The sequence below is a fragment of the Pacificoceanicola niger genome (genome assembly GCF_048553275.1).
In the GTDB taxonomy this organism is placed as follows: domain Bacteria; phylum Pseudomonadota; class Alphaproteobacteria; order Rhodobacterales; family Rhodobacteraceae; genus Pacificoceanicola.
Genome location: NZ_JBLZMW010000001.1, coordinates 122,026 through 136,493 on the forward strand (window position 1 = coordinate 122,026; position 14,468 = coordinate 136,493).

Sequence of the window (14,468 nt, forward strand, 5' to 3'; positions counted from 1 at the left end):
ATCAGGTGACAAGGATGAGCGCGAGGATCGAGAGGGTCAGCAGGGCAATGCCGCCGAACTCGCGGCGCGTGACCGTCTCCCGGAAAAACAGGACAGAGGCGGCAAGCGACAGGATCAACTCGACTTGCCCAAGCGCATAGACATAGGCGGCGGTTTGCAAGGTGAAGGCGGTGAACCATGACAGTGTGCCGGCCATGGACGTGAGGCCGAGCCAAAGCGCTGTCTTGCGGGCGCGCCAGGCTTTGGTGATCTGGCCCGGCTCGCGATACCGCAGCCAGAGCGCCATGGCGAGTGCCTGCATGGCGGTCACGCAGGTCAGGGCCATCGCGGCGCGCAGAACCGGGTCTTCCGAGGGCACGGCAAGCGTTGCGGCGCGATAGCCGACACCCGCGATGGCAAAGAAGAAGCCGGAGCTGACGCCAAGCAGCACTGCCCGGCTGCGCAGGCCCTTCCACAAAGCCTCCGCAGATCCCGGCGTCTGGGACAGCATCAGAACACCCGCCAGACCGATCGCGATGGCCAACCATCCACCCAAGGATATCATCTCGCCCAGCAGGATCACCCCGAGGAGCGCTGTTTGCAGAACTTCCGTTTTCTTCAGGGTAATGCCGACTGCAAAGTTGCGTTCCGCAAAGGTCAGGACAACCAGCACAGTGGCGAGAATCTGCCCCAGCCCGCCAAAAGCGGCCCAGCCCCAAAAGCGCACGCTGAGCACCGGCAGCGCCTGGTCAGAGTAATAGAGATAGGCCGCGGTCACCAGAAATGCGGCAGGCGCGGCATAGGCAAAGCGCGCAAAGGTGCTGCCCGGGGCCGAAAGGGTTCCACCGGCCAGCAGTTTTTGCAGCATGAAGCGCACGGTCTGAAAGGTGGCCGCCGAGAGCGTGGCGATGATCCAAAGTTCCATGCGTCAAGCTATGGCGACGGTTTTGGGATTTGGCCAGAGAGGAAGCTGCACCGGCCTCAGTACGCACCGAGAATAGCGGGGTTTGCCGTTGTGAGGTGCGGGAGGCGCGCAGGGGACGGCCACGCGATGGCCGCACCCGGATCACTGGCCTGGAGCGCGGACCACGCGGGTGCGAGCGCTGTTTGTCCTGCCCGCCGCCCGAGCCGCCAATTGGTATCGGGAAGCCGGTGCGATATCACACAGGCAGGCGGGCGCGACCGGGCTTAGCTTGCCAAGGCTTGCTGAGGACGGTCGCTGGACTTGGCGTTGAACCGCCCGACAAGATCGTCCAGCGTATCGACCAGAACAGCCAGCCTTGTGGCGGCCTGCGAACTGGTGTCGGCCATCGCGGCGTTGTTGATGGTGATACTCTCCATGTCCCGAACCGCAGCGGTGATTTCATCCGAATTCGTCGCCTGTTCCTTGACCGATTGTGACAGTTCTTCGATCAGGCTGGCCAGTCGTTCGACATGTCCGGCAATCATGTTCAGCTCCGAATTGGTCTCTCCGACGTTCGTCACGCCCAACTCAATCAAGGGTCCGCTTTCGCTCACCAAGGTCGTGATGTTTGCCGCTGCATCGCTCGTCATCTGAGCAAGTGACCGGACTTCCCCCGCCACGATGGAGAAACCTTTGCCAGCTGCACCGGCGCGGGCGGCCTCGACCGCAGCGTTGAGCGCCAGCAGGTTGGTATTGAAGGCGATCGAGTCGATGGCGGAGGCGATTTCCGCGATCTTGTTGGAACTGCTCTTTACGTTGGACATCGCTTCAACCGCCGATTCCGCGACTTTGCGGCCCCGATGTGCGCTTTGTTTCGCCTCGCGCGAGAACCCGGCGGCATCGTCGGCATTTTTCGCGCTGTTCTTCATCAGATCGCTCATACCCTGCAAGGCCGCAGATGCCTCTTCAAGGGATGCCGCTTGCCGATCGCTTTGACCGGACAGTGTCTGGCTGCCGTCGGCAATCTCCCGCGATGCGCTCTTTGCCTGGGAGGAGGTATCGCGGATGGTGCCGACAAGGGAGGACAGGGTGTCACAGGTCGTTGCCACGTCATTTTGCAGGATTTCGAAGGCGCCTTCGAACTGTCCCTCCATCCGGCGCGTCAGGTCGGCATTGGCAAGCGCGTGCAGGACGGCGCCGACCTCGGTGAAGGCATGTTCCAGACCCGCTACCAGACGATTGACCGCCCGGGCAATTTCCTGAAGCTCGGCAAATTCGAAGTTTTCTTCGATGCGCACGTCAAACTCGCCGCGATGTGCGCTCTGCAAGGACTTGCCCAGCGTCTGCTGCAACCGTTCAAAGGCGACCGCGCGGGCTTCGCGCTCCTGTGCCGCGTCGCGAAACACGCTCAACGCTGCCGCCATGCGTCCGAGTTCGTTGGTCAATCCCTGGCATGGCACCTTCACGTCAAACCGCGCTTCGGTCACCGCAGTCATGGCTGCCGTCATGCGCCGGACCGGGCGTGCGATGGAAAGCTGGATCAGGATGGTGATGAACAGGCCGCCGCCGATGGCCGCGATGGCCAGGGGGCTGAACGTTTCGATCACCGCGGTCGCCTCGGTGGCCATGTCATCGACCCTGTTCCCGGTCGTTGCACTCGCCTGTTCCATAATGCCAGAGATGATACCGTCAATCTGCTGGTAGGATTCGCGCGTTCCGGAAAGAAACATTGCAGCCATTGAGGCGTCGACCGTCACAAATGTAATGGCCTGCTCAACCTGCATGAAATACTCCGCAGCCAGTTGTTCCAGCGTCTCTTTCTCGGGGCCTGTCATGGCGCCGAGCAGATCCCTGAACGCTTGGCCCGCGGCAACGGTCTGGTCGATGTGGCGCTGCATCACATCCGCGCCGACGCTACTGTTGGCATAGGTAATCAGCTGCAGAAGTTCGAGGTGCATCTGGCTTGTCGCCGAGACCATCTGCGCACCATAGTTCAATTCGGGCAGCATCTTCGAGCTGACCTCGTGCATACGGTTCGCCGAGTCATCCAGCTCGGCGAAAGCCATGTAGATAATGTAGACAAGTCCAGAGATGGCCAGCAAGCTGCCTATCACACCTTTGACGACGATCGGGAGATTTCGAATGGGGTACAGCATAGAGCCACCTCTGGATAGTCACGCAAAATGGATTCAGGGGAGGTAGATGCCTACGCTGACAAAAGCGTCGTCATTGACTTTCATGACATAGGCCGATTTTGCGAGGACTTCACCAGTCTCGGGGTGGCGCCATTTGTAGTCGATCCAGCCGGTTCCGCTTTCCTGTGCGACCTTGACCGCGTTTGCCGTCAACGGGATGCCGTCCACGTCACGCATAGTGATCAGGTTCTTGCCAGCGAGGGCTGCCGTCGCACCATGGGCGAGCATCATGCCGTCAAAAGCCATGGACCAGACGTAGAGATCGCGGTCGCGGAAGCGCGTGTCTGCGGGGTCCATGAAGGCGGCGATGGCCGCTTCGCGCCCATTCTCATTGTAGAAATCGTGAGCCCGCTTTGCCATGGCCATGGCTTCCTCACGGGTGCCAACGGTGTTTTCAATGGCAAAGGCGGGCAGTGCGGCGACCGCTAGTGTCGTGGTCAGCAGTGTACGGCGAGTAATCATCGGGGGTCCTCCGGATGGAATATCGGTTTGCCAAAGGCGGCGGCCCGGCCTCGATACGCATGGAAAACCCATCGGCGCGACCTCACCTCCCGGCTCGGCGACCCTACGATCTATTTCCTTTCAATCTGCTAACGTCTTCAGTTTTACGTATTCTCAGGCAGGGCAGGGGGCAGGCCGTCACGCCTGCTCCGGCACCAGAATCTCACGCTTGCCGACATGGTTGGCCGAGGAGACCACCATCTCGTCCTCCATCTGCTCCACGAGGCGTGCCGCCTTGTTGTAGCCGATGCCAAGCTTGCGCTGGATATAGGAGGTCGAGCACTTGCGGTCCTTGATCACGATGGCAACTGCCTGATCATAAAGCGCATCCTCGCCGCTGGTGTTGCCGCCGGTGTTCAGGCCGAGCACCGCGTCGATGTTCTCCGCCTTTTCGTCGTCCGGTCCCTGGACCACCCCAGACACATATTCCGGCGGACCAAAGGCCTTGAGATGATTGACGATTTCTTCGACTTCCTCGTCCGATACAAACGGCCCGTGACAGCGGGTGATCTTGGCCCCGCCCGCCATATACAGCATGTCGCCCATGCCCAGAAGCTGCTCTGCGCCCATCTCGCCAAGGATCGTCCGCGAGTCGATCTTCGACGTCACCTGGAAGGAAATCCGCGTCGGGAAGTTCGCCTTGATCGTGCCGGTGATCACATCCACGGACGGACGCTGCGTCGCCATGATCAGGTGAATGCCGGAGGCCCGCGCCATCTGTGCCAGACGCTGGATGCAGGCTTCGATCTCCTTGCCCGCGACCATCATCAGGTCGGCCATCTCGTCGACGATCACGACGATATAGGGCATCTTTTTGGGCTCGAATTCCTCGGTCTCGAACACGGGCTCGCCGGTCTCGTCATCGAATCCGGTCTGCACCGTGCGGCTGAACATCTCGCCCTTCGACAGCGCATCGGCCACGCGGCCATTATAGCCGTCGATGTTGCGCACGCCCATCTTGGACATCTTGCGGTAGCGGTCTTCCATCTCGCCCACGACCCATTTCAGCGCCACAACGGCCTTCTTCGGGTCGGTCACAACCGGCGACAGCAGGTGCGGAATACCGTCATATACGGACAGTTCCAGCATCTTGGGGTCGATCATCACCATGCGCAGATCGCTCGGCGACAGTTTGTAGAGCAGCGACAGGATCATCGTGTTGATCGCCACCGACTTACCGGACCCAGTCGTCCCCGCGATCAGCAGGTGAGGCATCTTGGCCAGGTTGGCCACCACCGGCTCGCCGCCGATATCCTTGCCAAGCGCCAGCGGCAGGCCGTGCTTGCCATCGCCATAGTCGCGGCCCGCGAGGATCTCGCGGAAGGAGACCATCTCGCGGTTGTCATTGGGCAGTTCAATACCGATCACGGAGCGGCCCGGCACGGTCGACACCCGCGCCGACAGGGCCGACATGCTGCGCGCGATATCATCCGCCAGACCGATCACGCGGGAGGCCTTGAGGCCCGGCGCAGGCTCCAGCTCGTACATGGTCACAACGGGGCCGGGGCGCACCGAAACGATCTCGCCCTTCACACCGTAATCGTCGAGAACGGATTCCAGCATCCGCGCGTTTTCTTCCAGCGCCTCGTCCGACAGAACATAGCGCTCGATGCGGTCCGGCGACATCAGCAGGTTCAGCGGTGGCAGCTCGTAATCGACGCCCTGGTCATCGAATTTCAGCTGCGGCTGGGCCTCGGCCTGCGCGCGCTTGGACGGGACCATCGGCTTGCGCACCGGCTGCTGCACCACCTTTTTCGGCTCCGGGGTGGGTGCTTCACGGCGCAGGAACTGCGGGGCAGGGGCGGCGGCGGGGGCGGTGTCGTCCAACATCACCGCCTCGTCCAGATCGTCACCCGTGTCGCCGTAATCGTCGAAGTCGCGCATCTCGCCATAGGCCGCGCCATTGGCGTCCTCGTCCACGGCGGCATAGCTCTGGACTGCGTCCTCCGTGTCCCATGCTTCGGCCTCGAACGGCGCATCGTGGCTGTCTTCCACGGCAGGGGAGGGGGGGACAGCGGCCATCACCGGGGCAGCGGCGGGCGCGGCCGGCATCCGCGTGGCGGTCAGCGGCGGCTCGGCCCGCGTGGGGCGCGCGGCGGCGGCGGTCAACGGCGGCTCCGGCGGCAGCGATCCGGCCTTTACACTGGGGTTGAAGATCAACGGCTTGGGGCCAAACCCGCGTCCCTTGGTCAGCGGCTTGCTCGGATCGGCGGCGGGTGCCCTGGCCACGGCGGGGTTGGTGCCACGGCGCGCACGGATCACATCGGCGATCTTCGCCTTGACCCGGTCTTCGCCCGGCGCGTCCACGTCATGATCCATCACATGCTCGACCATCTCGGGCTCCGGCATGGTCTCGGGAGCGTCATTGCGCTTGATCAGCGAGGGCATGCGCGACAGGAACCCGGCCTTCTCTCGGGGCGGCATCGGCATATCGTCGTCATCGTCCACGACGAAATCCCCGTCAGCGTCTTCATACAGCGCAGGCTCGGCGCGGCGCACGCGCGGTGCGGCGGTGACCGTCGGCTCGGCAATGGCCTCCTGTGCGGCGGCCCATTCGGCGGCTTCCGCAGCCTCCGCCTGGCGTCGCGCGCGGCGTTCTGCATTGGCAGCCTGCAGCTTCTGCGCCGCACCCATGGCACCACCCGCACCCTTGCCCAGAAGGGCCATGATATGGGCATAGGTCATCACCACACCGAGCAGCAGGAAGCGGCCGATGGTCCGGACCTCGACACGGGTAAAGCCAAGCACGAAAGCGCCGAACACCACGATCACCGCTCCGAGGATGAGCTGCATGAGTTTCAGCCCAAGACCGGCATCGAGAGGCAGGAGGTTCAGCAAAGAGCCCATCATCATATCGCCGAACAGACCGCCAAGACCGAAATTATGGCTCCAACCGGCGCTCTCTGTCAGGCCCGAGGCATAGACCGAGCAAAGAGCAATCCAGATGGGGGCAAACACCAGTCGCGACAGCGCGCCCACGTCATCGCGGTGCAGCGCCAGCCGCCCGCCCCAGACAAGGAAGCAGGCGGCAATCGCCCAACAGCCCCAGCCGATCACCATGAACAGCGGCGCGGCAATGGACGCGCCGATCCGACCCATCCAGTTTTGCACCGGGGCATCGGTGGCCGTCATGAAGGACGGATCTTCGGGCGTATAGGAGGCGATCATCGCGGCCGCCATCAGCCCGAGCGCCACCAGCGCAAGCCCGAGCAGTTCTCGCCCCCGCTTTTCCAGCGTCAGTGCCGTGTCGGTGTCGAACAGGGGGTCGCGCCCCCGGGACTGATAACTTGCCATGCCTCGCCTCGTTTTTTTCTTGGTCTTAGCCGCTTGCGCCATACAGACAGTCCCTGATCAACGTCAGACCGGCTTCGGTCTCGTCATGAGGGGCCACGATGGCCACGCGGATATATCCCGTTCCGGGGTTGCCGGATGCGGTGTCTTTCGAAAGGTACTCCCCCGGCAGAACCCGGACGCCGGTTTCTTTCCAAAGCCGCAGTGTTGCCGCCTCGCCATCTTCGACCGGAAGCCACAGGAACATGCCGGCCTGCGGCGGCATGTACCCGGGCACAGTGCCAAAGATACGGTCGGCCAGATCGTATTTCGCCTGGTAGAGCGCCCGGTTCTGCGCCACATGCGCCTCGTCGTCCCAGAGCGCGGCGCTCGCCGCCTGCAAGGGCAGGGGGATCGGCGCGCCGGAGTAGGCGCGCAGCTGTTTCATGCGCTTGATGCTCTCGGGACCGCCCGCCACGAATCCGGACCGCAGGCCGGGCAGGGAGGAGCGCTTGGACAGCGAATGGAAGGTCACGACCCGCTCGGGATGCGCCCCCACGCGCTGCGCCACGCTCAGGATGCCCGGCGGTGGGGTGTCGCGGTAAATTTCGGAGTAACACTCGTCGGCCATGATCTGGAAATCATGCCGTTCGGCCAGCGCGATCAGCGCCTCCCAATAGGCCTCATCGGCTACCACGCCCTGCGGGTTCGCGGGCGAGCAGATATAGACCAACACGGTGCGCGCCAGCACGTCTTCCGCCACCGCGCCGAAGTCCGGCAGATGGCCGCTCTCGGCGGTGGCCGGCACGAAAACCGGCTCCGCCCCCACCGAAATCGCCGAAATCATGTAGACTTGGTAAAACGGGTTGGGCATCAGCACCGCGGGCCGCGCGCCTCCCTTGGTCTCCGGACACAGCGCCATTCCGGCGTTGTACAGCGCTTCGCGCGTGCCGTTGACGCTCATGATCTGCGTGTCGGGGGCGAGATCGACGCCAAACCGTCGACTGACCCAGCCCGCAATCGCGCCGCGCAACTCCGGCGTGCCCTCGTTCGGCGGATAGCGTCCGAAATCGGCGGCGTGTTCCGCGATGATGTCGGAAATCCACGCCGGAAACGGGTGTTTCGGCTCGCCAATGGACATGTGGCGCACGGGGCCGCCTGCCTCGTGCACGTCCAAAAGTGCCCGCAAACGCGGGAACGCATAGGCCGGTAGGTTCGAGAACCGCTCGGGGAACATTGGTTTCGCTTTGTACTGCCTCGGGGTGCGGGATCATTGTCGCCCCGCTTTGCATCAGGATACGGGTTTCAGAGGGGCGCTGTCCAGAATCTTGGCGGGCTGCGGCGGGTCTGTGGCGGGAATGTCGCAAAAATGTTGCGGTCGGATTTCTTCTGTTCAGGGTGACGTTTGCGTCACCCCCGAGGCAAGAAAATTTTGCCGGAACAAAATTTTGTATGGGGGCGCTGCCCCCGCCGCCTTCGGCGACTCCCCCGAGGTATTTTCCGGACCAAAGACGTCAGCGGGACAGCGCCCTTTCGGCAGCCGCTGCCACCCGCAGCAGCCGCTCTTCCGCCATGGGGGCGCCCATCAGGCTGATCCCGCAGCCGGGCGTGCCGGTGGGCAGGGTGATGGCGCAGCCGCCCATCAGGTTGCCGACCCGCGTGTTGCGCAGCGTGATCAGGTTTTCGGTGGCGTAATAATCGCCCTGCTCCATAAGCTTATCCACCTTTGGCGCGATGTTGGGCGCGGTGGGGCACAGCACGGCGTCGAAGCCTGCCGTGGCCGTCTGCCACGCGTCGCGAACCGCGTCGAGTCGTTGCCATGCCGCGACATAGTCGCTGCCCTTGTGCCCGGCCCCTGCGGCAAACCGCTCCCGGATCGGGGCGAACATCAGATGCGGATCGGCCTCGATCGCCGCACCCCAGGTTGCCCAGGCCTCGGTGGTATAAAGAATGCCCGCATCGCCCATTGGCCCGGCAAGATCCGGGAATTCGAAGGGCACGATCTCGGCCCCCGCGCCCCGCAGCCGGTCCAGTGCTTCGGCATAGGCCCTGGAGGGCGCGTCGCGCAGATCGTCCATGACGATGGTTTGCAAGGCTGCAAAGCGCCGCCCCTTGAGGCTTTCGGTTCCGCCAAGATCCGCGGCCTTGCTCCCCTCCAACGCCGCCAGCATCAGCGCCGCGTCTTCCACCGACTTGCACAGCGGTCCCACGGTGTCGAATTTTGCCGCCAATGGCACCACGCCGCGCAGGCTTAGCCTGCCGGACGTGGTCTTCAGTCCGACCAGATCATTCCACACCGACGGAATGCGCACCGACCCGCCGGTGTCCGACCCGACCGCCGCCGCCGCAAGGCCAAAAGCGACCGATGCCGCTGCGCCGGAGGACGACCCCCCCGCCACCGCATCCGGATCATGCACGCAAGGCGCAGTCTGCGTCACCGGGTTCAGCCCCAGTCCGGAAAACGCCAGTTCGGACATATGCGTCTTGCCAAGGCACACCAGCCCGAGCGCCGTCGCCGTGCGCAGAACCGCCGCATCACGGACCGGAATCCGTCCGCGCAGCAGGTGCGAGCCCGCCTCCGTCACCACGCCTCCGGTGTCGAACAGATCTTTCCAGCTTATCGGCACACCGTCCAGCGGCGACAGGCGCTGGCCCGCTCTGGCGCGCGCCCGCGCCGCGCGCGCCTCGGCCCGCGCCCGCTCCGGTGTCAGCCGCGCATAGATTCGCGTCCCCATGGGATGCGCCCGGATCGCATTCAGAAAATGCTCGGTCAGTGCCACCGGATCTATCGCGCCCTCGCCGATTCTCCGGCCCAGATCCGCTGCGCTCATGCTGGAATAGTCGCTCATTTCCGCTCCCTTTCGTTGCTCCGGACGGTAGCGGCAGCGGAGCGCATGGACAATCCCGCACGCGGGCGCATATTCAGCCCCATGGACAGCGATCTGATCATCATCGGCGGCGGCCTCAACGGCCCCGCCCTCGCCCTCGCCGCCGCCCAAGCCGGGCTGCGCTCCATCGTCATCGACGCCCTGCCGGTCCGCACCCGCGAGGCGGGCACATTCGACGGGCGCTCCTATGCCTTGGCCCTGTCCTCGCAACGGATGCTGGACGCCCTTGGCCTCTGGACTGCGCTTCAGGACAACGCCCAGCCAATGCGCGAGATCAAAGTCTCCGATGGCCGGGTCGGCGAGGCGGAGGTCTTCCTCGGGTTGCACTTCGACAGCGCCGAGATCGAGGAAGGCCCGATGGGCTTCATGGTCGAGGACCGCTACCTGCGCCGTGCCTTGCTTGCGGCGATGGCGGATGCGCCGATGATCACCCACCGCGCCGGCGAGACCGTCATTGCGCAGGAGACGGACGCGGCCCGCGCCACCGTCACGCTGGCCTCCGGCGAGAGCCTCACCGCCCGGTTGATCGTTGGCGCCGATGGCCGCAGCAGCGGCACCTGCGCCCGCGCCGGGATCAAACGCACCGGCTGGCAATACGGGCAAACCGCGCTGGTCTGCGCAATCGCGCACGACCTGCCCCATGGCGGCGTCGCGCATCAGTTGTTCCTGCCTGCGGGGCCGCTGGCCATCCTGCCGCTGACCGGCAACCGCAGCAGCATCGTCTGGAGTGAGCGCGACGCGCAGGCCCGCGCCATCAACGCGCTGCCCGAGGCGCAATACCTCGATGTTCTGCGGCCGCGTTTCGGCGATTTCCTCGGAGAGATCCGCCTTGCCGGGGGCCGCTACACCTACCCCCTCGGTCTCACGCTCGCCAATGCCTTCGTGGCCGGGCGCGTGGCGTTGGTCGGGGACGCGGCGCACGGCATGCACCCGATCGCGGGGCAGGGCCTCAATGCCGGCCTGCGCGACGTCGCGGCGCTCGCGCATGTGATCACACACGCCCAGAGGCGGGGCGAAGACTTTGCCAGCCCGCAGGTGCTGAGCCGCTACCAAAGCTGGCGGCGCTGGGACACCGCCTCGCTCGCGGCGGCGACGGATATCTTCAACCGTCTGTTTTCCAACGACAATCCCGTGCTCCGGCTTGGTCGTGACATTGGCATGGCGCTCGTCGGGAGCGCGCCGTCGCTGCGTCGCGGTTTCATCCGCGAGGCGGCGGGCCTCACCGGGGAGCTGCCGGACCTGATGAAGGCATAGGGCGCAGGTCCATCGTAGGGCGGGGCTGTGCCCCGCACCCTTCCCAAGCGGCGCGGCCCATGCCAAAAAGGCGCCAAACCCCGGAAAGGACCTGCAAAAATGACCCGCAAATGCGCAATCGTCACCGGCGCGGCCCGTGGCATCGGCCTCGCCACAACCGACCTCTTGCTCGAACAGGGCTGGCAGGTGGTCATGGTTGACCGCGACGCCTCCGAACTGACACCGGTGGCCGAGAGCCGCGAGAGGGTCCTCGCCCTGCCGCATGACGTGTCCAACCCGCAAGAGGTCAACCGTTTGATCTCGCAGACCCTCGACTGGTCAGGCCGCATCGATGCTTTGGTCAACAACGCGGGCGTCGCGGAATTCGGTCCCATCGCCGATTGCACGTTCGATATGTGGCGCCGGGTCATGGAGACCAACCTCGACGGTGTCTTCCTCTGCTCGCAGGCCGCCGCCGATGCGCTCAAGGAAACCCGCGGTGCCATCGTCAACATCGCGTCGATCTCCGGCCTGCGCGCCTCGACCCTGCGCGTCGCATACGGCACGTCAAAGGCCGCCGTGATTCACCTGACCAAGCAATATGCGGCGGAACTCGGTGAATTCGGCGTGCGCGCCAACTGCGTCTGCCCCGGGCCGGTCCGCACAAAACTTGCCATGGCCGTGCACACGCAGGACATCATCGACGCCTATCACGACGCCATCCCCCTCAACCGCTACGGCTCCGAGCGGGAACTGGCCGAAGTGATCTGTTTTCTTGCCTCCGAGAAGGCGTCGTATGTCACAGGTCAGGTGGTGGCGGCGGACGGCGGTTTCGACTCGACGGGCGTCGGCCTTCCGGCGTTGCGCGGGTAGGGCGCTGCGCTCACCAAGACGGCCCCGGATTGGATCCGGGGCCGTTTCTCATCGGGTGTTCCTAGGTGCGCTCAGAGCACGACCCTGCCATAGATCTTGGCGATCCTGGCCACCGCATCCACCGGCGGCAGCTCTTCGCTCTCCCCGGTGCGGCGGCAGGTCAGCTCGACCACACCGTTCTTCAGGCCACGCGGCCCGACGGTGATCCGCCACGGCAGGCCGATCAGGTCCATGGTCGCGAACTTGCCGCCCGCGCGCTCTTTCCGGTCGTCATACAGCGGCTCAAGACCCAGCGCCGTCAGCGATGTGTAAAGCGCCTCGCAGGCCTCGTCGGCGGCCTCATCGCCCTGTTTGAGGTTGACGATCCCGCAGTGGAACGGCGTCACGCCCTCGGGCCAGATGATGCCCTTTTCGTCGTGCGAGGCTTCGATGATCGCCCCCAGAAGACGCGACACGCCGATCCCGTGCGAGCCCATGTGTACCGGCACCTTGTTGCCCTCGGAATCCTGAACCAGCGCGCCCATGGCCTCCGAATACTTCGTGCCGAAGTAGAAGATCTGCCCGACCTCGATGCCCCGCGCCGTGCGGCGGCGCGCTTCGGGCACTTTGTCAAAGACCGCCGCGTCGTGGGTCTCATCCGTCCGCGCATAGCGCGAGGTGAACTCTTCCAGAACCGCCTGACACTGCTCCACCGAATCGTAATCAATCTGGCGATCGCCAAACTTCAGATCGGTGATCTCGCTGTCATAGAACACCTCGCTCTCGCCGGTTTCGGCCAGCACAAGGAATTCATGGGTGTAATCGCCGCCGATCGGCCCGCCGTCGGCGCGCATCGGAATCGCCTGCAGGCCCATGCGCTCATAGGTCCGCAGATAGCTGACCAGGTGGCGGTTGTAAGCGTGCAGCGCGTCTTCCTTTGTCAGATCGAAATTGTAGCCGTCTTTCATCAGAAACTCGCGGCCCCGCATCACGCCGAAACGCGGGCGGATCTCATCGCGGAATTTCCACTGGATGTGATACAGCGTCAGCGGCAGGTCCTTGTAGGACGACACGTTCGAGCGGAAAATATCGGTGATCAGCTCTTCGTTCGTGGGACCATAGAGCATGTCACGCCCGTGGCGGTCGGTGATGCGCAGCATCTCCTCGCCATAGGCGTCATAGCGCCCGCTCTCGCGCCACAGGTCGGCGGATTGCAGCGTCGGCATCAGAAGCGGGATATGACCCGCGCGCTGCTGCTCTTCGTGCACGATCGTCTCGATGTTCTTCAGGACCTTGTAGCCCAGAGGCAGCCAGGAATAGATCCCCGCGCTCGCCTGCTTGATCATGCCGGCGCGCAGCATGTAGCGGTGGCTGACGATCTGCGCCTCGGCGGGCGTTTCCTTGAGAACCGGCAGGAAGTAACGGGACAGGCGCATGGGTTTACCCTTCGGATAGGCTGTTTCACGGGGTTTTGCTGGAAGCGCGGCGCGTTTGCAAGCGTTGTCAGAGAGGCGGGGGACAAGGCGCGTCAGCGCAGAACACCCGCGCTTACCGCGACAGATCGAAGGCCTTGCGCATCACGGTCGGCAGATCGCCCGGCGAAAACGCGTCCTGTTCGACGAACTCCCCGCGCTCCGGCTGCCGGTCCATCGGCACCAGCGCGGTTTTCACCACCAGCCGCAGATGGAAGTGCGTGAACGTGTGCCGCGCCTCGCCATCCACCGTCTTCCATTCCGCCCGAATCGGCGCGGCCTCGTCGGGCGTGCCTTCGATCCACTCGGACCCCGGCCAGCCCAGCATCCCGCCGAGCAGTCCGCTGTCCGGCCGCCGCTCCAGCAGCACCGCCCCATCGACCCGCCGCGCCAGATAGGCAATGCCGAACCGCACCGGCTTTTTCTTCTTCGGTGCCTTCTTCGGAAGTTCCGCCGCCGTTCCGGCCTCCCAGGCCGCACAGGAGCGCCGCCACGGGCACAGCCCACAGGCAGGCCGCTTCGGTGTGCAGATCGTCGCCCCGAGGTCCATGACCGCCTGCGCATAATCGCCGGGACGCGCCTTGGGGGTCAGACCCGCCGCATATTCGGTCAATACGCCCTTCGCGCCCGGCAATGGCGTGTGTTCATCGAACAACCGCGCCATGACCCGCTCGACGTTGCCGTCGACCACCACTTCGGGCAAGTCAAAGGCAATCGCCGAAACCGCCGCCGCCGTGTAGCGCCCGATGCCGGGCAGGGCCAGAAGCGCCGCATGATCCGCCGGAAACACCCCGCCATGCTCGTCCCGCACCGCCCGCGCGCATTTCAGCAGGTTGCGCGCCCGCGCATAGTACCCAAGGCCCGCCCAGGCCGCCATGACATCGCCATCCTCGGCGTTGGCCAGATCCTCGACCCTTGGCCACCGCGCGGTGAACGCCTCGAAATAGGACTTCACGGCGGCCACGGTGGTCTGCTGCAACATGACCTCCGACAGCCAGACGCGATACGGGTCGGGCAGCACACCTGCGGCACGCGCGGCGGGCGGCACGCGCCAGGGCAGGCTGCGCGCATGGCGGTCGTACCACTCAAGCAAGTCCGCAGGACGGGCGCTCTCACGCAAGTTTGATCTCCTTAAGGAAGCGTAAATTCCGGGGCTGACGCGCCCCCCGCGCGG

10 protein-coding genes are annotated in these 14,468 nt (G+C 64.7%); 2 read left to right on the forward strand and 8 right to left on the reverse strand.

Going from position 1 to position 14,468, the window contains the following annotated elements:
* Nucleotide 1 precedes the first annotated feature (1 nt).
* The 6 genes from ACN2XU_RS00575 to ACN2XU_RS00600 form a co-directional block, all read right to left on the reverse strand.
* The gene (locus ACN2XU_RS00575) at nt 2–904 is read right to left on the reverse strand and encodes an EamA family transporter (protein ID WP_419408433.1); all 903 of its coding nucleotides are present in this window, start codon (nt 902–904) and stop codon (nt 2–4) included.
* A 263-nt stretch (nt 905–1,167) separates the two neighbouring features.
* A complete protein-coding gene (locus tag ACN2XU_RS00580) occupies nt 1,168–3,039 on the reverse strand; it encodes a methyl-accepting chemotaxis protein (protein WP_419408434.1) in 1,872 nt (623 codons plus the stop codon).
* Between the two features lie 33 nt (nt 3,040–3,072).
* Nucleotides 3,073–3,540, reverse strand: a complete 468-nt coding sequence (locus ACN2XU_RS00585) for a cache domain-containing protein (protein WP_419408435.1) — start codon at nt 3,538–3,540, stop codon at nt 3,073–3,075.
* 177 nt (nt 3,541–3,717) lie between these two features.
* Nucleotides 3,718–6,873 carry a DNA translocase FtsK gene (locus ACN2XU_RS00590; RefSeq protein ID WP_419408436.1) on the reverse strand — a complete coding sequence of 1,052 codons (3,156 nt, stop codon included), beginning with the start codon at nt 6,871–6,873 and terminating at the stop codon, nt 3,718–3,720.
* 25 nt (nt 6,874–6,898) lie between these two features.
* The gene (locus ACN2XU_RS00595) at nt 6,899–8,086 is read right to left on the reverse strand and encodes an aminotransferase class I/II-fold pyridoxal phosphate-dependent enzyme (protein WP_419408437.1); all 1,188 of its coding nucleotides are present in this window, start codon (nt 8,084–8,086) and stop codon (nt 6,899–6,901) included.
* A gap of 277 nt (nt 8,087–8,363) precedes the next feature.
* On the reverse strand, nt 8,364–9,698 hold the full coding sequence (locus tag ACN2XU_RS00600; protein ID WP_419408438.1) for an amidase: 1,335 nt from the start codon (nt 9,696–9,698) through the stop codon (nt 8,364–8,366).
* A 45-nt stretch (nt 9,699–9,743) separates the two neighbouring features.
* On the opposite strand from ACN2XU_RS00600, the gene ACN2XU_RS00605 reads away from it, so the two are divergent.
* Both ACN2XU_RS00605 and ACN2XU_RS00610 read left to right on the forward strand, forming a co-directional pair.
* Nucleotides 9,744–10,991: a UbiH/UbiF/VisC/COQ6 family ubiquinone biosynthesis hydroxylase gene (locus ACN2XU_RS00605; RefSeq protein ID WP_419408439.1), complete on the forward strand. Its 1,248-nt coding sequence runs from the start codon at nt 9,744–9,746 to the stop codon at nt 10,989–10,991.
* A 99-nt stretch (nt 10,992–11,090) separates the two neighbouring features.
* Complete coding sequence (locus ACN2XU_RS00610; protein WP_419408440.1) at nt 11,091–11,843, forward strand: SDR family NAD(P)-dependent oxidoreductase; 753 nt, start codon at nt 11,091–11,093, stop codon at nt 11,841–11,843.
* A gap of 71 nt (nt 11,844–11,914) precedes the next feature.
* On the opposite strand, the gene proS is transcribed toward ACN2XU_RS00610, so the two are convergent.
* Both proS and mutY read right to left on the reverse strand, forming a co-directional pair.
* Nucleotides 11,915–13,258 carry a proline--tRNA ligase gene (proS, locus tag ACN2XU_RS00615; protein WP_419408441.1) on the reverse strand — a complete coding sequence of 448 codons (1,344 nt, stop codon included), beginning with the start codon at nt 13,256–13,258 and terminating at the stop codon, nt 11,915–11,917.
* Between the two features lie 112 nt (nt 13,259–13,370).
* Nucleotides 13,371–14,414 carry an A/G-specific adenine glycosylase gene (gene mutY, locus ACN2XU_RS00620; RefSeq protein ID WP_419408442.1) on the reverse strand — a complete coding sequence of 348 codons (1,044 nt, stop codon included), beginning with the start codon at nt 14,412–14,414 and terminating at the stop codon, nt 13,371–13,373.
* Nucleotides 14,415–14,468: the final 54 nt, after the last annotated feature.

What these genes read in the sequence shown, in the direction of transcription:
- ACN2XU_RS00575 (WP_419408433.1), bottom strand. Translation starts at nt 904, where the DNA reads ATGGAACTTTGGATCATCGCCACGCTCTCGGCGGCCACCTTTCAGACC.
- ACN2XU_RS00580 (WP_419408434.1), bottom strand. Translation starts at nt 3,039, where the DNA reads ATGCTGTACCCCATTCGAAATCTCCCGATCGTCGTCAAAGGTGTGATA.
- ACN2XU_RS00585 (WP_419408435.1), bottom strand. Translation starts at nt 3,540, where the DNA reads ATGATTACTCGCCGTACACTGCTGACCACGACACTAGCGGTCGCCGCA.
- ACN2XU_RS00590 (WP_419408436.1), bottom strand. Translation starts at nt 6,873, where the DNA reads ATGGCAAGTTATCAGTCCCGGGGGCGCGACCCCCTGTTCGACACCGAC.
- ACN2XU_RS00595 (WP_419408437.1), bottom strand. Translation starts at nt 8,086, where the DNA reads ATGTTCCCCGAGCGGTTCTCGAACCTACCGGCCTATGCGTTCCCGCGT.
- ACN2XU_RS00600 (WP_419408438.1), bottom strand. Translation starts at nt 9,698, where the DNA reads ATGAGCGACTATTCCAGCATGAGCGCAGCGGATCTGGGCCGGAGAATC.
- ACN2XU_RS00605 (WP_419408439.1), top strand. Translation starts at nt 9,744, where the DNA reads ATGGACAATCCCGCACGCGGGCGCATATTCAGCCCCATGGACAGCGAT.
- ACN2XU_RS00610 (WP_419408440.1), top strand. Translation starts at nt 11,091, where the DNA reads ATGACCCGCAAATGCGCAATCGTCACCGGCGCGGCCCGTGGCATCGGC.
- proS (WP_419408441.1), bottom strand. Translation starts at nt 13,258, where the DNA reads ATGCGCCTGTCCCGTTACTTCCTGCCGGTTCTCAAGGAAACGCCCGCC.